Origin of the sequence: Bradyrhizobium sp. BRP56, assembly GCF_020194035.1 — a bacterium.
Taxonomy (GTDB): Bacteria; Pseudomonadota; Alphaproteobacteria; order Rhizobiales; family Xanthobacteraceae; genus Bradyrhizobium; species Bradyrhizobium australafricanum.
In genome coordinates this window covers 26,627-46,483 of sequence record NZ_JADYVV010000027.1, presented here as the reverse complement: position 1 = coordinate 46,483, position 19,857 = coordinate 26,627, and the positions used below count along the sequence as shown (strand labels likewise).

The window sequence follows — 19,857 nt, the reverse complement described above, 5'->3', positions numbered from 1 at the left end:
GATATGCGAGGCGGGGTGCGAGGCAAGCCCCGCACCCCGCGCAGCTGTCATGCAGCCTTCTCGAACTCGGCGCCGAGATGCTTGAGCCGCGGCATCACCTCGTTCTTGAGCAGGTCCAGCGAGTGCCGCCAGGCTTCCGGCTTGTGCTTGTAGTCGAAGCCGAACACACAGAGGACGCCGAAGCCGCCGACCTCCCGGTAGATCTTCTCGATCTTCTCGGTGACCGTCGCGGGCGAGCCGACGATCCAATTCCGGCGCGCGCAATATTCGACGGTGACGTCGCTGTCGGGCACGTCGGGCGCGTGCTTCAGATAGTCCTTGAAGCCGAAATGGCCGAGCAGCGGCAGGAAGTACTCGCTCATCATCCGGCCCATCATGTCGCCGGTCGACAGCTTCCACGCCTCCTCATCGGTATCCGCCACGAACACCTCGCGCACCAGCCGCCAGTCCGTGCGGCTCGGCTTGCGGCCGGTCTTGGCCGCGCCCGCCTCGACCGAGTCCCAGTGGCTGCCGACATAGGCCGGGTTGAGGTTGAGGCTCATCGGGATGAAGCCGCGCTCGCCGGCGAGCTTCAAGGTGTCCGAATTCTTCGACAGGCCGGCGACGCCGATCGGCGGATGCGGCCCCTGCAACGGCTTGATGTGCGGCTTGAGGAAGTCGAACATCGTGTCCGGCTTGCTCACCGTCCAGTACTTGCCCTTGTGCGTCCAGGGTCCCGGCTCGGACCACATCTTCAGGATGATCTCGAGCGCCTCGCGGGTCATGTCGCGGTTCTGGCCCGACATGCCGTCGACATTGAACATCGCCCAGTCGCTCGGCAAGCCCGAGGCCGCGACGCCGAAGTTGAGGCGTCCGTTCGAGAGGTGATCGAGCATCGCAACGCGGTTCGCGAGCTCGGCGGGATGATGATACGGCAGCAGGAAGCCGCCGGGCCCGATGCGCAGATTCTTGGTCTGCAGCAGCGCCTGCGCCACCAGCAGGTCGGGCGACGGGTGCGGCTCCCACGGCGCGGTGTGATGCTCGCCGATCCAGGCTTCCTGATAGCCGAGCTCGTCGAGCCAGCGCAGCGTCTGCAGGTCCCAGTCGTGGCCCTCCTTCAATCCGCACTCCGGCGGGTGCGAGGGCATGGTGAAGTAGCCAAGCTCCATGTGCGTTTCCTTCCTTCGCGTTGGGTTCAGTTGTGCAATGCGTCTTGCCGCGCATTGCATGACGATCAGCAAGCGCTGTGCCAGCGGAGGAAGTCGCAGGGAATGGGTGGGAACGGCCGGATTTCGGCCGGCTGCGCGCCGGTCAGCGGGCTTGGCAAGGCTGACGACGTCTCACCGTCGCGAGACGTGTCGCAATCGTGAGACGCGCCGGCAAGCATTCCCGCTGGTTGGCTCGGGCTGCCTTCGCACACACGGAAGCAGATACTCTCGCGGAGACTCCCCCTCACCCGAATTCGAGCTTCGCTCGAATTCGACCTCTCCCCGCAAGCGGGGCGAGGTGAAGCGGAGCGCCGGATCAGCCCGCAGCGCGGCGCGGCTGGGCGTTGGTATCGGGCTCGGAGGGTGGGGGAAGCTGCATCAGGATGGTCTGGCCCATCGAGGCGATCTCGATGCCCTCCTCCTGGAAGCGCCGTTTCATGCGGCGGTTGAACTCGCGTTGCACCGCCCAGCGTCCGCTATCGGTGCAGCGGATCTGGCCGACGATGGTCACGACCGAGCCGTCGACCTTGTCGACGCCCCACAATTCGAGGTCGCCTCGAATGAATGCGCGATACGCCGTCTCCTGGCGCATTTGGGCGACGATGTCCTTCAGCACCTCGCCGGCGCGGTCGGTGTCCTCCTTGTAGGACACGTTGACGCTGACCGCGGCATTGCCGGCGCCGCGGCTGGAGTTGGTGATCGTCGTCACCGCGCTGAACGGCACGACGTGCACCGAGCCGTCGCCGGCGCGCAGCCGCATGGTGCGGATCGAGACGTTCTCGACCACGCCCGAGAGGCCCGACACCGTGACGTTGTCACCGACCTGCACGGTGTTCTCGATCAAGAGGAACAGCCCGGTGATCAGGTCCTGCACCAGCTTCTGCGAGCCGAAGCCGATCGCGATGCCGACGATGCCGGCGCCGGCCAGCAGCGGCGCGACATTGACGCCGATCTCGCTGAGCGCCGTGAGGCCGACCACCGCGACGATCATGCAGAACAGCGCGGTTCGCAGCATCGGCTGAAAGGTGCGCAAGCGCGCGGCGCGGGCGTAATGCCCGTCGCGCGACAGGGTGTCGATCTGCCGATCCATCAGCGCATTGGCGACTTCCCAGATCACGGCCGCGGCCAGCGCGGCAATGCCGATCGTCACCAGCGCCGAGATCAGGCGACTTCCGATCTGGCCGCCATAGAACCAGACGATGGCGTCGACGCCCCAGACCTCGAGCAGCGCGACGAAGCCAATGAAGGCGATCACCGCCGTGACCACCTTGCGCAGCAGCGGCAGATAGCGGTTGGCGCGGGTCTCGAGCCCCGGGAAGCGCTGGATCAGCTCCGGGCTGATGCGGAAGCCGCGATCGATCAGGCTCAGCACCACCATGGTGACGAGGCGGGTGACCAGCAGCACCGCGACGGTGCCGACGAAATACTGCAGCAGCAGCGAATAGCCGTTGCGGATGTTGAGCGCCCACACCGCCCACAGCGCGAGGTCGAGCGCGATCGCCAGCACATGCCAGAGCGCCGCGAGCCGGTTGCGCGTCCGCGCCGCAAGCCCGGTGCGATCGGCCGGCGCGCGGATGGCGTCGGCGACCTGGCGGCGGCACTGCAGGATGATGACGACGACGAAGAGATGCACGACCAGCATCACGAGCCGGATCAGCGCGGCATAGCCGGCGCGATGCAGCCCGAGCAGCAGCGCGACATTGGCAAAGGCGATACCCGAGACGCCGACGGCGACGATGCGCCGGGCCCAGATCTCGATATAGGCCGCGGTCTCGGCACGGACGCGGAACAGGCCGAACGGCCCTGCCAGCGCGCGCACCGCGCAGATCAAGACGCGCGAGAACACATAGGCGTTGACGACGGCAAGGATCACGAGCCGCGTGGTCGATTGATCGCCGATCTCGGTGCCGAGCAGCGCGGTGGCGATGCCGCCGAACACGACGACCGGCAGCAGTTCGAGCAGCAGGCGCCCAAGCACGAAGGGCAGCCGGACCAGCGACTGCCAGGCCCGCGCCAGGCTGAGCCGGCGCCGCTGCAACTCGGGCGCAGGCGCGACGTCGGCAACCGACGACGGCGGATCGACGCTGGCGAGCGTCTGCACCGGCACGCGCGCGGTCTGCGGCAGCCGCGCTTCCAGGAACGCGACCGGCCGCTTGATCAGGCGGAACACCACCCATTCGGCGGCGAGCGCGCAGCCGAACACCAGCGCCAGCTTCCAGGCGATGTCGATCAAGAGGCCGTAGGCGACCGGATCATTGGCGGTGCGCACGAACCAGTAATAGAACGCCGGGAAATGCGTCAGCGTGCGCGCGACGTCGGCGACCTCGCGCGACATCTCGCCGACCTGCTCGGACACCATCAGCAACAGCTGTGCGCCGAGGCTGTCGGCGGTGAGCGGGATCGGCGAATGCTGCTCGGGCGCTGGCGCCGGCTGGGCCGCCGGCTGCGGCGAGGCATTGGCGATGGCGCGCAGCGTGTTGATGATCTCGCCGCGCTTCTTGTCGTCCTGCAGCGTGTCGAGCGCACGTTTCGCCTGCTCGGGCGTCAGCGCGTCGCCGGTAGCGGGTTGCGGCGGCGCCGGCTTGGCGGCCGGCTGCGCCAGCGCGGGAGAGACGAACAAGGTGAAGACGAGAAGCAGCGCAAGGCGAAGTTTGTGCGACACGAGGGCCTCATAAAATAACTGCGCGACCGCAAACCCTTGGGAGGAATCTGCTCTCGCGCTCGCGCCATGTCGGATACTCCTTTTCGCCCCGATGGTGTGTCGGAAGTTTGCCGCTGTGACGGCCATCTCTTGGCATTTGCCGCAACACAATCGTCACAGGCGTTGAGCCGCGTTTACACTTCGAGTGTGCGTTCCCGGCCGATCGGCCCACTACACGTCAGGGATGAGACCGCAGAATCTTTCGCTTGACGCGCAGGAGCCGCCGTGATGTTCTTACTTTGTTCTTTTGTTCCCAATTGCGTTTCGGGGGTCTCATGCACGACGTGTTTAGCGACGACGGTCCGGTGCGGCTCTTCATTCACGACGACGATGAAACCCCGCTGGAATTCGTGCAGGATTTGTTGCGTACGGTGTTCGGGAAATCCGAGCAGGAAGCCATCGCCTCCGCTGCCTTGATCGAGGCCAAGGGCGCCATTCCGTGCGGCCCCTATCCGGGACCGGTGGCACGGGCAATCTTCAACTCGGCGAAGTGGCTGATCCGCTCCAACGGCCAGCCGTTGATGATCACCACCGAGTCGGCCGACGCCAGCCGCCCCTGCGATCTCTGCGAAGCCCCGAGGGCCGTGACGGAGATTCTGATCTCCGGTACGACTGCGTCGCTGTGCAGCGACTGCCTGCTCGCTGCACGGCGCAGCTCGGAAGAATTGCCGGGGGAGACGTTTCGATCCGCTTACGTGGCGCTCGACTGGCATTTCGCCGGCGTGCCACGCAACCTGGTCGTGACACGGGCGCGACAGTTTCCGGGCCACATGCGCGCCGACGTTCAGGTCGCGATCGACAAGCTATTCACCGATCCGATCCACTTCTTCGGCATCCATGAAGAATATCGCTACGAGACGCTGGACTTCGCGGCGCTGATGAAGGCCGGCCGCAATGCGCCGGCGATCGCGCCGCCGCAATATCGCGATGTCGATATCGGCGAGGCCGAGCCGGTGAAATGCCTTGCCAATGGACTATGGCTGTGCCGAACCGGCGAACTGCGCTACGCCGTGCTGCTGACGTTCCATCGCGAATATGATCACGAGCCGTCGCTGCGAATCGAGCTTGCGTTGCCCGCCGGGGCGACCGGCAATGCTTTCGTGCAGCGCACTTTCGCCGAACTGGAAGCCGCCGTGCATGCGGCGCGATCCTATCGCGGCAAGATTCTGTCGCTGGAGGATGGCGCCAATTATCGCGGACGTTCGCGTGGCTTGACCGTGCATCGCCTGCCGACGGTCGCTCGCGATGATGTGATCCTGCCGGACCGGACGCTGCGGCTGCTCGATCGCAATGTGCTCGGCTTTGTCGAAAGCCGCGATCTGCTGCGCGAGCTCGGCCAGTCGACCCGCAAGGGCATCCTGCTGTACGGCCCGCCCGGCACCGGCAAGACCCACACCATCCGCTATCTCGCCACCAACCTGCCCGATCACACCACGCTGATCATCACCGCCGAGCAGGTCGGGCTGCTCGGCGCCTATATGAACCTCGCGCGGCTGCTGCAGCCGACCATGGTGGTGATCGAGGACGTCGATCTGATCGCGCGCGACCGCGAGGACATGGGCGGGCCGTGCGAGGAATCCCTGCTCAACAAGCTGCTCAACGAGATGGACGGCCTGAAGGAGGATTGCGACATCCTGTTCGTGCTGACCTCCAACCGGCCGGAAGAGCTGGAGAGCGCGCTGGCCGGCCGGCCCGGCCGCATTGACCAGGCGATCGAGGTGCCGCTACCCGACGAGACCGGACGCGGCAAGCTGATCCGGCTCTACGGCAAGGGCCTGCCGCTGGAGCAGCCTGTCATCGACGACGCCGTGCGACGCACCGAAGGCGTCAGCGCCGCCTTCATCAAGGAGCTGATGCGCCGTCTCGCCCAGGCCAGCATCGTCAGGGACGGTGGCCGCGAGGTCACCTCCTCTGACGTCGACGGCGCGGTGAACGAAATGCTGTTCGACGGCGGCCGGCTCAACGCCAAGCTGCTCGGCGGCGCGCAAGGAATGAGTGCGGGGTGAGGCCGATCACTTCGCCGCTGCCGGCAACAGCAACTCCCGCTCGCCGGCCGCAACGCGTGCAAGCTCGTCCGACACGCGCGCCAGCACGCGGCCCCAGGCCTGTGGCTTGTCCTGGCGGAACAGCCGCATGGTCGGATACCAGGGCGTGTCGGCGCGGTCGCGCAGCCAGCGCCAGTCGAGCGCGTAGGGACACAACATCCAGACCGGGCGGCCAAGGGCGCCGGCGAGATGCGCCACAGAGGTGTCGACGGCGATGACGAGATCGAGCGCGCAGACGGCCGCCGCGGTGTCGGCGAAATCGCCGAGCGTCGGCGCGAGGTCGACGATACCTGCGCCAAGGGCTCGCAGCACCGGAGCATCGTCCGGCCGCGGCTCCTTCTGCAGGCTGTAGAGCTGCACGCCTGATGTGACCAGCCGCGGCAGCACGGCGTCCGCCGCCAGCGAGCGCTGACGGTCGCCCTTGTGCCTGGGATTGCCGGCCCAGACCACGCCGACCTTCAGCGCGGTCACGCCGGCGAGCGCCTCGCGCCAGCGCGCGAGCTTGCCGGCATCTGCCCGCAGATAGGATATCGCGGCAGGAATGGTCTCGACGGTGGTGCGGAAGATCCGCGGCAGGCTCAGCAGCGGCAGTTGCAGATCGAACGGCGGCAGCGGTTCGCCGCGCGCGAATACCGCGACATCAGGCAGCATCGGCCGCAGCAGCGCGACCAGCGCCGGCTGCACCTGCAGAATGATCCGGCCGCCTCTGCCCGCCAGCATCGGCACATAGCGGACGAAATTGATGGCGTCGCCGAGTCCATATTCGGCAAACAGCAGCAGCGTACGTCCGGCGAGCGGCTCGCCCTGCCATTCCGGCTCGTCGAACACGGGATCGCCGTCGCTGAGCATCCTGGTCTTGCGGCGCCACTGATACTCCTCAAAGCCCTCCTCGAACTCGCCGTTCATCAGGAGGAAATGCGCGTGGTTGTAATGCGCGAGCGGCTGATCGGGATCGAGCGCAATCGCCCGGCGCGAGGCCACCAGCGCCGCATCGATCTCGCCGGCATTGCGCAGCGCGACCGCGAGGTTGGCGTGGCCCTTGGCATAGAGCGGCTCGAGCTCGATGGCGCGCCGATGCGCGGCGACCGCGGCCTCGACCAGGTTCTGCGCCTCGAAGATGATCCCGAGATTGGTGTGCGCGGCGGCGTAGTCCGGCTTCAGCGCCAGTGCGAGCTCCGCGCAGGCGATGGCGTCGTCGACCTGTCCGAGCTCGAACAGGCAGGCGCCGAGATTGTTGAGGATGACGTGATCAAACGGGTCGCGGGCCGAGACCTGGCGATAGATGCGAACAGCCTCCTCGCGTTCGCCTGCCTCGTGCAGCACCATGGCCAGCAGGCGCTGCGGCGCGATGTTGCCGGCATCGAGCGCGATCGCGCGGCGATAATGCTGGGTTGCGTCCGCCAGCAAGCCCTGGCGATAGAGCGCCGCGCCAAGGCCGCAATGCAGTCCGGCATTGTCGGGATCCGCGGCAAGTCCGCGGCGATAGGCCGTGGCGGCCGTTTCGTGCCTTTTCTGATCGCTCAGCACATTGCCGAGGTTGAGCCAAACGCCGCGGTAGACCGGATCGCGCGCGATCACCTCGCGATAGGCCTGCTCCGCCTCGACCGGTCGCTGCTGCCCGGCCAGCGCGACGGCGAGGTTGAACCGCGCCCGCGTCAGGCCGCCATCGAGCGCGATCGCACGGCGGAACGCGGTCTCGGCCTCGTCGAAACGCGACAGATCGCACAGCGCAACGCCGAGCTTGATGTGCAGGCCGGCATCCTGCGGCCGCAGCGTCACGCCGCGCTCGAAGGCCGCCACCGCGCCTTCGTGCTCGCCCTTCACGGCGAGCGCATCGCCGAGCGTGGCGAAGGCCGGTGCATGGTCCGGATCGAGGTTGAACACCCGGTTGAGCAAAACCGCGCCTTCCGCGGCACGATCGGTCACGAAGGCGATGACGGCGGACAGATGCAGTGCCGGAACATGGTCGGGATCGGCGGTGAGGATGTCGCCGCACAGCGTGCCGGCCTCCGCCGCGCGGCCCGCGCCGTAATGCGCCACCGCATCCCGCAACATCCGATCGACCGCCACACTGCCCACGATACCACCCCTGCCAAAGACCCCGATGCGGATTAAACGGGCGACGCCGCGAAATCCGGCACGCGAATCCCGGTTGAACAATCAAAGCCAACGTGCAGGTCCTTGATCACTTCTCCTTCCCCCTGAAAGGGGGAAGGTCGGGATGGGGGTCAGCCGCAGACGACGCTGCCCGCCGATGAAGCTGATCCCCACCCGCTTTGCTCTGACGAGCAAAGCGACCTCCCCTTTTCAAGGGGAGGTAGGAGGGCAACCAGGAGCCCGCCATCGCCCCCTTGACGGCCGCTGCATCATGTAACATATGAAGTTACATGATGCGCGATAGCCGCCTGTCCAGCGTCCTGCACGGCCTGCTCCACATGATCGGAGCCGGCGAGCCGGTCACGTCGGAGCAACTTGCGCAGGCGATGGCCACCAACCCGGTGGTGGTACGCCGCGTGATGGCGGGGCTGCGCGAGCAGGGTCTGGTGCATTCGGAGAAGGGCCATGGCGGCGGCTGGACGCTGGCGCGCGATCAGGTCGACATCACGCTCGCGGACATCTATCGCGCGGTCGGCGCGCCCACGATCGTTGCGATGGGCCATCGCTCGGATAATCCCGGCTGCCTGGTCGAACAGGCCGTCAACGACGCGCTCGGAGACACGTTTCGCGAGGTCGAGGCGCTGTTCCTGAAGCGGCTCGGCGCGGTGACGCTCGATGCGCTCGCGAAAGATTTCAAGCGCCGGCTCGCCAAACACAAGCAAAATCTCGAGGACCAGATTCATGCAGTCAAGTGAGCAGGCGAAACCTCTGCCGTACAACGATCCCGCGCATTGGGACAAAATGGTCGCCGCCTATGAGGCGCAGTCGCAGCCGTTCACGACGCTGTTCGCCGACGCCGCGGTCGCAACGCTTCCGATCGACCCGTCATCCAGGGTGATCGACGTCGCCACCGGCACGGGCGCCGCGGCACTTGCCGCCGCCCGCACCGGCGCCGAGGTCACCGCGATCGATTTCTCCGCCGGCATGGTGGCGCGTGTCCGCGCGCATGGTGTGGCGAATATCGAGGCGCGGCAGATGGACGGCCAGGCGCTCGATCTGCCGGATGCCGCGTTCGACGCGGCGGTGTCGGTGTTCGGCGTGATGCTGTTTCCGGATTGGCGCGCCGGCCTCTGCGAGATGGCGCGGGTGACGCGACAGGGCGGATCGGCGGCGATTGCGGTCTGGAAAAGCGCCGATGGCGCCGCCGTGCATCTCTTGCTCTCGCAGATCATCCGGCGGCTCTATCCCGACAATGTCACGCCGATGCCCTGCACGGGCCTCGCCGAGCTCGCCGACCCCGGCCGCCTCGCCGCTGCGCTCATCGCCGCCGGCTTCTCCGATCCGGCGATTGCCGAGGTCACCCACGACTTCAAACTCAATGTCGCCAATCCCGGTGACGTCGACAAATTGTTCGAGTTCATGCCGCATTGGAGCGGGCTCGATACAGACCAGAGCGCCGCAGTCGCGCGCGCCTTCCGCGCCGAGATCGAGCGCAGGCGGGTCGGCGACAGCTTCGCGATTCCGTCGACCGCGCTGATCGCGACGGCCCGGCGGGCTTGACCGAAACGGGCCGCGTCCGGCCATGCGAGGTCATGGCCGCCTAGCGCTTGTCGTCGTCCGGCTTTTCTTCATCGCTCGGCGGCTGCAGGCCGGGACTGTTGGCCCAGCGATCGAGTTCCTCGATGACCCGCCGGTGGCTCGGCCGTAGCGGCTCTGCACCGCCGGGCTCTTGCGACAATTTTCGGGGCAGCTTGACCTGATCTGGCATGGCTAGGCTCCAGAGCTGGGGGCTGTACGCAGTGGCATTCGCAGCGATTGCTACGCGCGCGACTTGAGGAGATCGCGAATCTCGGTGAGCAGCTCCTGATCCTTGGTCGGCTTCGGCGGTTCGGCCGGCGCCGCGGGCGCTTCGCGCTTGAGCTGGTTCATGAGGCGGACCACGATGAACAGCACGAAGGCGACGATCAGGAAGTTGAGCGTGAGGGTCAGGAAGTTGCCCCAGGCCAGCACCGCGCCCTGCTTCTTGGCATCGGCAAGGTTGGTCGCCGTCACCGACTTCGACAGCGCGGTGAAATAGTTGGAGAAGTCGAGCCCGCCGCTGACCGCGCCGATGATCGGCATGATGATATCGGCCACCATCGACGAGACGATCGCGCCGAACGCTGCGCCGATGATCACGCCGACGGCGAGATCGACGACGTTGCCCTTCATGGCGAATTCCCTGAATTCCTTCAGCATGTGATCTCCTGTCGTCCAAATGAATGCCGTGGCACGGCCCGGCGACCGGGTCGCCGACCGCTCCAAGGGGGGCGAAAGATTATTTGCGATCGGCCGGCTTTGCCGGCGCCGCGACCGGCTGCGCAGGCGCGGCCTGCTCCCATGGCGCCGGCAGGATGACCCGCGCCGGCGGCGGGTTCTGCGCGGCGCGCTGCACATTCGAATTTTCCGGCCGCGGCTCGTCGCCGGAATTATCCGCGCGGGCGATGGCGACATCGATGCCGAGCGCCAGCGCGACGGATCCGAGTGCCGCGCCGACCAATGCGGCGGACCGCACTGCACCAGCGCGCGGCCTGTTCAGGATGGCAGGATGAGATGAGGTCATCGCAACTGCTCCTCACGCAATACACATCGTTCGGAGCCGCGCGGGCGCGAGCGCCGCGCACGGCTCGAGGCGGGACGTCAGGTCTTGATGTCGTCCGGCAGCTTGCCGCCATTGGCGGCGAGCTTGGCCATCACCTGCTGATGCAGCCAGACATTCATGGTGGCGGTGTTGCTGGTATCGCCGGTGTAGTGCAGCTCCTTCGCGAGCTCCTTGCGCGCCGCAAGGCTGCTGTCGAGACCGAGCGCCTTCATCAGGTCGACGATCGAGCTGCGCCAGTCGAGCTTCTCGCCGGTCGCCGCAGCGGCCTTGTCGACGATCGCGGCGACGTCGACGGTTTGTGTCGCCGCCGTGCCGGGCGCAGCGGATGCAGACGTCGATGTCGATGGCGCTGCGCCGGGCGCGGCCGTCGTCGTGCTCTCAGCGGTCTTGGCCTGGGCGCCGTGGCCGAAGATTGCACCCATGATGCTTCCAAAAATGCTCATGATCTCTCGCTCCGTGCGCCCGAGACACCGTTCGTCCCGTGGCTGTTTCCAGTGACGGGGCGGACGATAGGCAGGCCATTGGCCGAGCGGAAGATGACCATCGTCACTATCGGAGTGTGGGACGGCGTGGTGCTGTCGGCGGGGAAAGCGTGCGGCTTTCTGCGGCCGCGCGAGAGCCTTTCATCGTACGCCCCACGTGCGATGAAGTCAGCCGTCCCGGCCCGATTCGCCAGCCCCGAGAAGTCGGGACGGCTGACACAGACGTGTGCGCGTTGTCGCTAACTAGAGCTGGCGGCGGCGGATGGTCTGGGCGAGTTCGACAAAGCTCTCGGCAATGCCGACGCCGGTCTTGGCGCTGACCGACTTGACGCTCGACTTCGCAAGCCCGGCAATCGCGCCCGCGCTGCCCGCGGCTTCCGGCAGATCGATCTTGTTCAGCAGCGCCCGGTAGGGTCGGCCGGGGAAGCGCTCCTCGAAGCCGCGGACCAGTTCGACCATGCGGGTCACCGTCTGCGGCCGCGTGACGTCGGACACGATGATGGCGGCGGATGCGCCGGTGACATAGACCGTGTCGAAGATCTGCGTGCCGAAATCGCCGTCGGTGTCCCACAGCACGAGGCGCATCGGATCGCTGCCATCCGCCGGCGCCACGTCGTGGCTCAGGATCTCGACGCCCAGCGTCGATTTGTACTGGCCCTCGAACCGGTTGTAGATCAGCCGATAGAGGATCGACGTCTTGCCGACCCCCATATCGCCGAGCAGCATGACTTTCGCGGTGAGCATCAGCGGGCCACTTCGCCTCGATAGACCGTCTCGAACGCCACGCGGCGATTACCGCCGACGGTGGCGTCGACCCGGTCGGTGATCGGCATCGTCGCCGCGCGCGAAACCAAAATCAGCCGCGACGGATCGACCCCGAGCGCAGTCAGCCTGCGCTGGACCTGCTCGGCCCGCTTGCGCGCCAGCGTCCGGTTGGTGCCTTCCGTGCCGCTCTGATCGGCATAGCCGACGATCCGCAGCCTGAGATCGTTGTTCGCCATTAGTCCGGCGAGCTCGCGCAGCTGCTGCTCGGCCTGGTCGCTGTCGAGGACTTCGTCTGAATTGTTCGCGAAGAAGATCGCGGTGGTGGCGATGAAGCGATCGAGCCGCGCCGCCGGGCCGTCGGCGACGGCTTGCAGCTTCGAATACTGCTCGCCCAATTTCGCATACTGCTCGCCGAGCCTGTCATATTGCTCGGTCAGGGCGGCATATTTCTCCTCGCCCGACTTCGCCCGCGCACCGATCGCCTCGCGCATCTGGTCGAGGCTCGCCTGCAGGCGCGTCAGGCTCTGCTGCAGGCCCGCGATACCGGCCTGCGATGCCGCGACTTGCTCCGGTGCGGACACCAGACCGATGTGGTTGACGATCTTGTACGGTGCCGCGGCCTCGGCGAGCGCATCGATCAAGGGCGCGGTCTCCAGCTGGCTCGGCTCGATGCCTGAAACGGCCACGCTTCGGCTGCCGTGATCGAAGTCGAGCCGCAGCGGAAACGAGGCCAGCAACGGCTGCTTTGCGGCGAGCTGTTCCAGCGCCGCATGGGTCCGCCGCTCCAACAGGCCGCGCGTCACCGATGTCGCGGCAAGCCAGAGCAACAGCGCGGCCAATGCCGCGAGCAAGGCGAAAAGGATCACCTTGCCGCGCCGGCCCGCGATCCGCCGTGGCGTATCGTCGGTCTCGATCGCGGCTGCCAGCGACGCCAGCATCGGCCCGTCGCAATCCGCGCCGCGGTCGATGCGCTCGATCGCATCGAAGAACAACGAGTTGATCCTGGCGTTGTCGGCGGGGCGCAGCGGTCCCAGGCACTCCGCCGCCAGGATGAAGCGGGGCGAGGCGCGCAGCGCGAGCTGCCGTCCGCCGAAATCGAGCGTCTGCAGATTGCCTTCGCCGGCCAGCGCCTGCACGGAGAATTCCAGAATCGCCGCGACCATCGCGCTGAGCAGGTCGGCGCGTTCGTCGGCGGTCGCATCGCGCTTCCAGTCCGCGATCAGGCGGCCATTGCCGCGTTCGATGATCAGGAGCCGGTTGATCTGCGGCGGCTGATCGGCGAGCACGAATTCGCTGATCGGGCGTCCCGTCACCAGCGACTTGACGCGGCCGACCCACAATTGCGCCGAGGTCAACGCATTGATGCGCTGCTCGAGCGAGGCAACCAGCTCCCTGAACGAATTTGCCACCGCGGCGCTGACCAGACGGCCGACGATCGGATAGAGCGCCTCGATCATCTGCTCGCGCGAGTTCTTGATCTCGCTGCGGATCGCCGAGACCACGACCGGCGCAATCGCGCTGGCGAGCTCGCGCGGCCGGTTGACCTCGGCGCGCTCCAGCGCCTCGACCAGGATGCCCGCGGTTGCCGTCTCCAGGCGGTCGGCGTTGCCGACATAGCGCTGCAGCGAGTCGAGGTCGGCCTCCAGCGACGTCAGGCGCGTCGCCTCGGGCTGAAACAGCAATGTCTTGAGCTGCTCGATCTCGCGGTTCTGGCCGGCAGCAGCTGCCATGCTATTTGCCCGTGCGGCCGGATCCCAATCCGCTGATGACCGAGCCGAGCTGGGTGATCGCCGCGCCGACATCCTTCAGCGAGTCGAGCCGCTTCTGCTCGGTATCCCGCTCGAGGTCGGAGAGCCGCGCAGAAAGCGCGGTGAGCTCGTTGGTGAAGTCCGCCTGCATCTGCTTGAGCGATGCCTGCATCTCCTCGCGCAGACCCGAGAGGTTGGTCTCGAGCGAACGTTGCGCGCCGCCGAACAGCAGGTCGCGGACCTGATCGATCGCCGCCATGCCATGCGCCGCCGCGTCCGCGCCGTTGCCGGCAGCCGGAGCGTCCGCCGGTCCGTCCGTACCTTTGGTCTGGCGCTCGATACCCTTCATGGTCATTTCTCGCTTACTCATAGCCACGCAATCCGGATCTGCGGTGTCAAAAAGCAAATCCGAAACAACCGTATAGCCAATTTTGCGGGCGCGGCCCAGAGAAAGGCGAGCAATCTCAGCCGGATCAACCGCGTGGTTGTGCGATCGCGGCCAATTATTTCTAGTAAGTTATTGCCTTTATTGCGAGTTCTGTACGGTTCTTGACCTGGCATTTCTCCAGAATCGTGCTGACATAGTTCTTCACGGTTCCTTCCGCCAAATGCAGCTGCTCGCCGATCTCGGTGTTGCTCTTGCCCTCGACGATCAGCGTAAGAATTTCATTCTCCCGCGCCGTCAGCCCATCGCGAACCGGCAGCTTCGCCGAGACGCGCGGGCCGCGCAGCCGCTTGAACTCGTCGAGGATGCGCGCGGCGACGCCGGGCGAAAGCCCGGACTGGCCGTTGATGACCGCGCGGATGGTCGAGGCGATCTCCTCCATCCTGGCGTCCTTCAAGAGATACGCCTTGGCGCCTGCGCTCACCGCCTCGAAGATCAGGTCGTTGGTCTCGAACGTCGTCAGCACCACGATATGCGTCTGCGGCAATTCGCGGAGAATCCGCTGGGTCGCGGCGATGCCGTCGACCCGCGGCATCTGCAGATCCATCAGGATGACATCCGGCCGGTAGCGCCGCGCGAATTCGATGGCCTGCTCGCCATCGGCCGCGCCGGGAAGGATCTCGAAATCGTCGTTCTGCTGGGCGAGCAGCGTCGCGATACCTTCCCTGATCAGCGTCTGATCCTCGGCGATCAGCACCCGTATCTTCTCAATTCTGCTCACGGGCTTTCCGTCATCCTCTCGAAAACGTGTTGCATGCGCGGCAACGAATTCAATCGGCCAGCACGCCGGCGGACGCTGCCGGCGGCACCGCCACGGGGAGCGAGATCCGGACCAGCGTTCCCTGCCCGGGCGCGCTCTCCACCGCGCAGCTGCCGCCGACAAGTTCAGCAAATTCGGCCATGCCAATCAATCCGAAATGTCCTGGCGTCGGGACCGCGGGATCGAAGCCGCGGCCGTCATCGCGGATCTCGACAATCAGCTTGCGGCCGACCGCGGCCGGTTCGTCGAAGGCGTGAAAGGAGACGCGGCGCGCCCGCGCATGCGTCTGAATATTGCGCAGTGCCTCGCTGAGGATGCGCTGAACCGTCAGGCCGCAATCGCGCAGGCCGGAGCGCGCCGCTTCGTCGATCTGGATCGACACCCTGACACCGCTGCGCGCGGCGAAGTCGCTGAGCAGCCCCTCGACGTCGGGATCAAGCTTCAGATCGTCGGGCGTGCGCAGGCGATCGATGGCTTCGCGGGCGCGGTTCAGGCCACTCGCGGCCGCATCTTCAGCTGTCGCGAGGCTGTCCGCCACACGGGCGGGATCGGCCGACAAATAATGCCGGATCAGCCGGATCTGGGTCAGCAGCGCCACGATCGAGTGCACCAGCGTATCGTGCAGATCGCGCGCCAGCCGCAGCCGCGTCCGCGCCAGCGAGGCAAAGCGCACCTCCGCGCTCGCCGCCTCGAGCTGCTGCTCCATCAGGCGCCGGGCGCGGCGCTCGCTGCCGAGCAGCGTTTCGACCTGACGGCCGGCAAAATCCGGCATGGCGATGACGAAGTAATGCGACCGCGCGCCGTTCCACAGCACGACCGCCGTCATCGGCTGCGTGATGTCAGGCGACGCGCCACGCACACCGGCCAGCGCAATCATGTCCCGCTGGCCGCTGGCAAGCGCCGCCAACTCGGCTTCCATGCCGACCAGCAACACACACTCGCAGCAATCGACGCCGGTTGCGGGAAGCCACTCGACCAGCCGGCCGATCTTCCGCTGCATGCTTCGATCGGCGCCGATGACGGCGAGACCGATGACGTCGGCTTCTGCGGCCGCAAGCAAATCCGCGCTCAGATCGATCATGCGTTGCCCATCAGCTCAGCGAGCAGCCCACTCTGGCGTAAGCCGGCAGCGGTCGCAAACGAATATGACTTTCGTCACAACCAGTCCTGACCTTCGTCAGATGCCGCCGCTGCTCGAAATGCGGTTCTGTCTCACGAATGAGCAACAGCGCAAGCCATGATGTGCCACATGCCGGCGTCCATGGCGATGCCGGCCGGGCGCCGGGCCTCGCGAAAGGTCGCGCCAGTCGGCCGGAATGTGAGCTGACAATGAAGGGCGCACCACGGAAACCGTCGGGCATCGAGCTGCGCATGCTGGCGGAAGCAAGCAAGCCCGCGCGGCGCCGGCGCCTGAGCGCGACCCAGAAGATGGCATTGCAGGAAGCGCTCGCCGGTCGCCTGCAGCTCTATCCGCGCGGATATGCCGCGAGCAAGACCGGACCGTTCCACTCCCGACGCGCCATTCTCGGACTGGTGCGCGCCGGCCTGATGAGCCTCAGCGCGACGGCGCGCTATGCGGCCGTGACCAGGCGCGCGCGCGAGATGTACGAGGCCGCGGCAAGCAGCGACGCTGCGCCCGAGTAAGCGCGCGCCATTGCGCTGAGGCGCTCAAAGCCCTCACCGTCCATTTCATTTCCCCCGTTGAGGCTTGGCCGGCGCTCTCGCGTGCCGCGCCGATTCCGGCCGCGAGCAGCGTCAGACCAGCCGGCCGGCGGCCGGCTGCAGCAGGACACGTATGCAGATAAACTGCGAAGATAATCTTTACAGTTTACCTTCATATATGCTATCCGATCCGGCATGAGCAATGTACCGGCCCGCCCCGGCTCGGCGCGCACATCCGCGCTGGCCGAAGATCTTCGCCTGTTGATTGGAAGGCTGAAGCGGCGGCTTCGCGAGCAGGGTCAGCGCGAGGACCTCCCGCCTTCCCAAGTCGCGGTGCTGCTTCGGCTCGAAAAGGACGGCCCCGCGACCGTGTCCAGCCTGGCGCGATCGGAGGGCATGCGTCCGCAGTCGATGAGCTCGGCGATATCGGCGCTCGAGGCTGCCGGCCTGGTCCGCGGCGCGCCGGATCCGGACGACGGCCGGCAGACCCTCATGTCACTCACCGATAGCTGCCGCGAGCGGCTGCGTATCGGCCGCGCCGCGCGGCAGGACTGGCTGTCGCGCACTATCGCTGCGCGGCTGTCGGCGCGGGAGCAGGACGAACTCGCCGCCGCCGTCGGCTTGCTGAAGCGGCTGGTCGAGGATTGAGGCGGGCTGCGGCGCGTCAGCTTGCGAGAAAGGTAACGACCATGGCCCTGACCACGCTCGATCCGATCACCGCATTGATCGTCATCGATCTACAAAGCGGCCTCATGGGCTGGCCCTTCGCCCATCCGATCGGCGACGTCGTGGCTCGCGCCGCCGCGCTTGGCGCTGCGTTCCGACGGCACGGTCTGCCGGTCGCGCTGGTCAATGTCGACGGCAGCTCGCCGGGACGAACCGAGCAGGCGCCGCGCCATGGAAATCTAATTGGAAATCCAATTGGCGGCCCGCTTCCCGACGGATGGACCGATCTCATTCCGGAACTCGACCGACAGCCCAGCGACATCGTCGTGACCAAGCGAACGCGAGGCGCATTTGCCAGCACCGACCTCGAAAGCCTGCTGAGAGCGCATGGCGTCACGCAAGTCGTGATCGCCGGCGTCGCCACCGCCGGCGGCGTCGAATCGACGGCGAGACAGGCCTATGAAGCGGGCTTCAACGTCACGCTCGCGATCGACGCCATGACCGATGCGCGGCCGCACGCGCATGCCTACAGCATCGAGCACGTGTTCCCGCGACTCGGCGAAACCGGCTCGACGCAGGCGATCATCGATCTCGTTGAAAGGACCAACGCGCATGAACTGGCTTGATCTTGTCGCCTATTTCTTCGGCGGCGCCTTCCTCACCAATGCGATCCCCCACGTCGTCGCCGGCATGATGGGCGAAGCGTTCCAGAGCCCGTTCGCCAAGCCGCCCGGCGAAGGCCTGTCCTCGTCGACCGTCAACATTGCGTGGGGCTTCTTCAACCTCGCGGTCGGATATCTGCTGGTCTGCCGCGTCGGCGACTTCGGCTTGCGAACCACCAGCGACGTCGCAGCGCTCGGGCTCGGCGGTCTTCTGATCGGCCTGTTCCTCGCGCGGCGGTTCGGGCGGTTTCACGGCGGGAATGAACCACAGAGAACATGAGACGCGTCTTTCGATCGCTTGCGAGCTTCAACTACCGGGTCTGGGCGGCCGGCGCGCTGGTATCCAACATCGGCACCTGGATGCAGCGCGCGGCGCAGGACTGGCTGGTTCTCACCCAGCTGACAAATCACAGCGCGTCCGCCGTCGGCATCGTGATGGCGCTGCAATTCGGGCCACAACTATTATTGATGCCGTGGACCGGCTTTGCCGCCGATCATTTCAACCAGCGCAAGCTGCTGATGGCGACCCAGGCGACGATGGGCGCGCTGGCACTCATCCTCGGCATTCTCACCGTCACCGGGCTGGTGCAGCTCTGGCACGTCTACACCTTCGCGTTGCTGTTCGGCTGCGCGGCGGCGCTCGACGCCCCGGTGCGGCAGACCTTCGTCGCCGAGCTGGTGAACGATACCAATCTGTCGAATGCGATCGCGCTGAACTCGACCTCGTTCAACGCCGCCCGCATGATCGGCCCGGCCGTCGCCGGCCTCATCATCGCCTCCGTCGGCACCGGCTGGGCGTTCCTGTTCAACGGCGCATCGTTCCTGGCGGTGCTGACCTCGCTGACCCTGCTGCGCACCTCGGAGCTGCGCCCGAACGCGCGCGCCCATCGCACCAAGGGCAGCGTGATGCAGGGCTTCCACTATGTCTGGTCGCGGCCCGATCTCAGGGCGACGCTGATCATGTTGTTCCTGATCGGGACCTTCGGACTGAACTTTCCGATCTTCATTTCCACCATGGCGGTTGGCGTGTTCCACACCGACGCGCGCGGCTTCGGCCTGCTGTCGTCGATAATGGCGCTCGGAACGATGTCGGGCGCGCTGCTGGCCGCGAGCCGCGAGGAGCCGCGCTTCGGCTCGCTGATGCTGGGCGCCGCGATCTTCGGGCTGGGCTGCACGCTCGCCGCATTGGCGCCGAGCTATTGGCTGTTCGCCGCGGCGCTGGTCGTGATCGGCGTCGCCGCGCTGACCGTCACCAACACCTCGAACGCGCTGATGCAGCTCTCGACTGAGCCGGCGATGCGCGGTCGGGTGATGGCGCTGCGGCTCGGCGTTGCGCTCGGCGGCACGCCGATCGGCGCACCGATCGTCGGCTGGGTCGCCGATCACCTCGGGCCGCGCTGGGCACTCGGCGTCGGCGCCGCCGCCGGCTTTGCCGCAGCGATCGTGGCGATCGGCATGCTGTCCCGATCGGGCGGCGAAGCCGAGCGCCGCAGCCAGGAGGCGCGAAGGAGCGAGATCAACCTGCCGCAGCAGCGTTGATCATGGCGCCACCGACCGGCGCTGCTACCTTGTGTTCGGACGCGTGTCCTTCACGCGAACCGAAAGCTCTAGAGCATTTTCGGTTCTGATTGAATCAGAACCGAAGCTCTAGATTCTTGTTTTGACGCGTTTTCTTCACGCGAACCGGTGCCCACTTCGCTCGAAAACGCTCTAGTAGGCGTAGGACGTCTTGCCCGGCTGCACGGTCAACCGAAAGGCGACATCGGTCGAACCATCCATCAGCTCGATGATGTGGTCGCACACCAGGCAGCGAAACTCACCCGCGACGCCGCCCTTCGACGTCAGTTCGATCCGGCGATAGCCGGCCTGGCAATGGGGGCACGTCACGTCAGATTTTCGCATCGAATCAGCAAGCCGTTGCGCCCTTGAGTTTCCCACACGCCCATGACCGGAAATGTGACGGCCGTCTAACCGGCGTGCTGGTCGACCAGTGCAT

21 protein-coding genes are annotated in these 19,857 nt (G+C 66.5%); 8 read left to right on the top strand and 13 right to left on the bottom strand.

Annotation, left to right across the window (positions count from 1 at the left end; genetic code table 11):
- Positions 1–47: 47 nt before the first annotated feature.
- The gene (locus I6F38_RS19980; protein WP_225161534.1) at positions 48–1,148 is read right to left on the bottom strand and encodes an LLM class flavin-dependent oxidoreductase; all 1,101 of its coding nucleotides are present in this window, start codon (positions 1,146–1,148) and stop codon (positions 48–50) included.
- A 355-nt stretch (positions 1,149–1,503) separates the two neighbouring features.
- Positions 1,504–3,849 carry a mechanosensitive ion channel domain-containing protein gene (locus tag I6F38_RS19975; RefSeq protein WP_225161533.1) on the bottom strand — a complete coding sequence of 782 codons (2,346 nt, stop codon included), beginning with the start codon at positions 3,847–3,849 and terminating at the stop codon, positions 1,504–1,506.
- A gap of 314 nt (positions 3,850–4,163) precedes the next feature.
- Between I6F38_RS19975 and I6F38_RS19970 the strand changes: the two genes are divergently transcribed.
- Positions 4,164–5,894 carry an ATP-dependent Clp protease adaptor ClpS gene (locus I6F38_RS19970; protein ID WP_225161532.1) on the top strand — a complete coding sequence of 577 codons (1,731 nt, stop codon included), beginning with the start codon at positions 4,164–4,166 and terminating at the stop codon, positions 5,892–5,894.
- Between the two features lie 6 nt (positions 5,895–5,900).
- Here the strand turns inward: I6F38_RS19970 and I6F38_RS19965 are convergent, their stop codons facing one another.
- Positions 5,901–7,988 carry a tetratricopeptide repeat protein gene (locus I6F38_RS19965; protein WP_225161545.1) on the bottom strand — a complete coding sequence of 696 codons (2,088 nt, stop codon included), beginning with the start codon at positions 7,986–7,988 and terminating at the stop codon, positions 5,901–5,903.
- Positions 7,989–8,320: 332 nt separating this feature from the next.
- Here I6F38_RS19965 and I6F38_RS19960 point away from each other — a divergent pair, with 332 nt between their 5' ends.
- On the top strand, positions 8,321–8,785 hold the full coding sequence (locus tag I6F38_RS19960; protein ID WP_225161531.1) for an Rrf2 family transcriptional regulator: 465 nt from the start codon (positions 8,321–8,323) through the stop codon (positions 8,783–8,785).
- Positions 8,772–9,590 carry a class I SAM-dependent methyltransferase gene (locus I6F38_RS19955; RefSeq protein WP_225161530.1) on the top strand — a complete coding sequence of 273 codons (819 nt, stop codon included), beginning with the start codon at positions 8,772–8,774 and terminating at the stop codon, positions 9,588–9,590. The genes I6F38_RS19960 and I6F38_RS19955 overlap by 14 nt, the downstream gene beginning before the upstream one ends.
- Positions 9,591–9,630: 40 nt before the next feature.
- Here the strand turns inward: I6F38_RS19955 and I6F38_RS19950 are convergent, their stop codons facing one another.
- The 9 genes from I6F38_RS19950 to I6F38_RS19910 all read right to left on the bottom strand — a co-directional run bounded on the left by I6F38_RS19950 (position 9,631) and on the right by I6F38_RS19910 (position 15,952).
- Entirely contained in the window at positions 9,631–9,798 is a 168-nt protein-coding gene (locus I6F38_RS19950) for a hypothetical protein (protein WP_168857300.1), read from the bottom strand.
- Positions 9,799–9,848: 50 nt separating this feature from the next.
- The gene (mscL, locus tag I6F38_RS19945) at positions 9,849–10,268 is read right to left on the bottom strand and encodes a large conductance mechanosensitive channel protein MscL (RefSeq protein WP_028335905.1); all 420 of its coding nucleotides are present in this window, start codon (positions 10,266–10,268) and stop codon (positions 9,849–9,851) included.
- Positions 10,269–10,347: 79 nt separating this feature from the next.
- On the bottom strand, positions 10,348–10,632 hold the full coding sequence (locus tag I6F38_RS19940) for a hypothetical protein (protein WP_225161529.1): 285 nt from the start codon (positions 10,630–10,632) through the stop codon (positions 10,348–10,350).
- A gap of 77 nt (positions 10,633–10,709) precedes the next feature.
- Positions 10,710–11,114, bottom strand: coding sequence for a DUF3597 domain-containing protein (locus tag I6F38_RS19935; protein ID WP_225161528.1), 405 nt, complete (start codon positions 11,112–11,114; stop codon positions 10,710–10,712).
- 282 nt (positions 11,115–11,396) lie between these two features.
- Entirely contained in the window at positions 11,397–11,897 is a 501-nt protein-coding gene (locus I6F38_RS19930) for a GTP-binding protein (RefSeq protein ID WP_057018933.1), read from the bottom strand.
- Positions 11,897–13,648, bottom strand: coding sequence for an OmpA family protein (locus I6F38_RS19925; RefSeq protein WP_225161527.1), 1,752 nt, complete (start codon positions 13,646–13,648; stop codon positions 11,897–11,899). The genes I6F38_RS19930 and I6F38_RS19925 overlap by 1 nt, the downstream gene beginning before the upstream one ends.
- Before the next feature lies 1 nt (position 13,649).
- Entirely contained in the window at positions 13,650–14,036 is a 387-nt protein-coding gene (locus tag I6F38_RS19920; protein ID WP_225161526.1) for a hypothetical protein, read from the bottom strand.
- A gap of 139 nt (positions 14,037–14,175) precedes the next feature.
- The gene (locus I6F38_RS19915; RefSeq protein WP_028335911.1) at positions 14,176–14,832 is read right to left on the bottom strand and encodes a response regulator transcription factor; all 657 of its coding nucleotides are present in this window, start codon (positions 14,830–14,832) and stop codon (positions 14,176–14,178) included.
- 49 nt (positions 14,833–14,881) lie between these two features.
- On the bottom strand, positions 14,882–15,952 hold the full coding sequence (locus I6F38_RS19910) for a histidine kinase (RefSeq protein ID WP_225161525.1): 1,071 nt from the start codon (positions 15,950–15,952) through the stop codon (positions 14,882–14,884).
- Positions 15,953–16,200: 248 nt separating this feature from the next.
- On the opposite strand from I6F38_RS19910, the gene I6F38_RS19905 reads away from it, so the two are divergent.
- From I6F38_RS19905 to I6F38_RS19885, 5 genes are all read left to right on the top strand, one after another.
- On the top strand, positions 16,201–16,515 hold the full coding sequence (locus I6F38_RS19905; RefSeq protein ID WP_225161524.1) for a hypothetical protein: 315 nt from the start codon (positions 16,201–16,203) through the stop codon (positions 16,513–16,515).
- Positions 16,516–16,728: 213 nt separating this feature from the next.
- Positions 16,729–17,181 carry a MarR family transcriptional regulator gene (locus I6F38_RS19900; RefSeq protein WP_225161523.1) on the top strand — a complete coding sequence of 151 codons (453 nt, stop codon included), beginning with the start codon at positions 16,729–16,731 and terminating at the stop codon, positions 17,179–17,181.
- 41 nt (positions 17,182–17,222) lie between these two features.
- Positions 17,223–17,825 carry an isochorismatase family protein gene (locus I6F38_RS19895; RefSeq protein WP_225161522.1) on the top strand — a complete coding sequence of 201 codons (603 nt, stop codon included), beginning with the start codon at positions 17,223–17,225 and terminating at the stop codon, positions 17,823–17,825.
- Positions 17,812–18,141 carry a hypothetical protein gene (locus I6F38_RS19890; RefSeq protein ID WP_225161521.1) on the top strand — a complete coding sequence of 110 codons (330 nt, stop codon included), beginning with the start codon at positions 17,812–17,814 and terminating at the stop codon, positions 18,139–18,141. Before I6F38_RS19895 ends, I6F38_RS19890 begins: the two co-directional genes overlap by 14 nt.
- Entirely contained in the window at positions 18,138–19,400 is a 1,263-nt protein-coding gene (locus tag I6F38_RS19885; RefSeq protein ID WP_225161520.1) for an MFS transporter, read from the top strand. Before I6F38_RS19890 ends, I6F38_RS19885 begins: the two co-directional genes overlap by 4 nt.
- A gap of 171 nt (positions 19,401–19,571) precedes the next feature.
- On the opposite strand, the gene I6F38_RS19880 is transcribed toward I6F38_RS19885, so the two are convergent.
- Positions 19,572–19,748, bottom strand: coding sequence for an MJ0042-type zinc finger domain-containing protein (locus tag I6F38_RS19880; RefSeq protein WP_310881097.1), 177 nt, complete (start codon positions 19,746–19,748; stop codon positions 19,572–19,574).
- Positions 19,749–19,857 lie beyond the last annotated feature (109 nt).

What these genes read in the sequence shown, in the direction of transcription:
- I6F38_RS19905 (WP_225161524.1), top strand. Translation starts at nt 16,201, where the DNA reads ATGAAGGGCGCACCACGGAAACCGTCGGGCATCGAGCTGCGCATGCTG.
- I6F38_RS19930 (WP_057018933.1), bottom strand. Translation starts at nt 11,897, where the DNA reads ATGCTCACCGCGAAAGTCATGCTGCTCGGCGATATGGGGGTCGGCAAG.
- I6F38_RS19955 (WP_225161530.1), top strand. Translation starts at nt 8,772, where the DNA reads ATGCAGTCAAGTGAGCAGGCGAAACCTCTGCCGTACAACGATCCCGCG.
- I6F38_RS19890 (WP_225161521.1), top strand. Translation starts at nt 17,812, where the DNA reads ATGAACTGGCTTGATCTTGTCGCCTATTTCTTCGGCGGCGCCTTCCTC.
- I6F38_RS19925 (WP_225161527.1), bottom strand. Translation starts at nt 13,648, where the DNA reads ATGGCAGCTGCTGCCGGCCAGAACCGCGAGATCGAGCAGCTCAAGACA.
- I6F38_RS19970 (WP_225161532.1), top strand. Translation starts at nt 4,164, where the DNA reads ATGCACGACGTGTTTAGCGACGACGGTCCGGTGCGGCTCTTCATTCAC.
- I6F38_RS19885 (WP_225161520.1), top strand. Translation starts at nt 18,138, where the DNA reads ATGAGACGCGTCTTTCGATCGCTTGCGAGCTTCAACTACCGGGTCTGG.
- I6F38_RS19980 (WP_225161534.1), bottom strand. Translation starts at nt 1,148, where the DNA reads ATGGAGCTTGGCTACTTCACCATGCCCTCGCACCCGCCGGAGTGCGGA.
- I6F38_RS19935 (WP_225161528.1), bottom strand. Translation starts at nt 11,114, where the DNA reads ATGAGCATTTTTGGAAGCATCATGGGTGCAATCTTCGGCCACGGCGCC.
- I6F38_RS19900 (WP_225161523.1), top strand. Translation starts at nt 16,729, where the DNA reads ATGAGCAATGTACCGGCCCGCCCCGGCTCGGCGCGCACATCCGCGCTG.
- I6F38_RS19895 (WP_225161522.1), top strand. Translation starts at nt 17,223, where the DNA reads ATGGCCCTGACCACGCTCGATCCGATCACCGCATTGATCGTCATCGAT.
- I6F38_RS19960 (WP_225161531.1), top strand. Translation starts at nt 8,321, where the DNA reads ATGATGCGCGATAGCCGCCTGTCCAGCGTCCTGCACGGCCTGCTCCAC.
- I6F38_RS19940 (WP_225161529.1), bottom strand. Translation starts at nt 10,632, where the DNA reads ATGACCTCATCTCATCCTGCCATCCTGAACAGGCCGCGCGCTGGTGCA.
- mscL (WP_028335905.1), bottom strand. Translation starts at nt 10,268, where the DNA reads ATGCTGAAGGAATTCAGGGAATTCGCCATGAAGGGCAACGTCGTCGAT.
- I6F38_RS19910 (WP_225161525.1), bottom strand. Translation starts at nt 15,952, where the DNA reads ATGATCGATCTGAGCGCGGATTTGCTTGCGGCCGCAGAAGCCGACGTC.
- I6F38_RS19965 (WP_225161545.1), bottom strand. Translation starts at nt 7,988, where the DNA reads ATGTTGCGGGATGCGGTGGCGCATTACGGCGCGGGCCGCGCGGCGGAG.
- I6F38_RS19950 (WP_168857300.1), bottom strand. Translation starts at nt 9,798, where the DNA reads ATGCCAGATCAGGTCAAGCTGCCCCGAAAATTGTCGCAAGAGCCCGGC.
- I6F38_RS19920 (WP_225161526.1), bottom strand. Translation starts at nt 14,036, where the DNA reads ATGAGTAAGCGAGAAATGACCATGAAGGGTATCGAGCGCCAGACCAAA.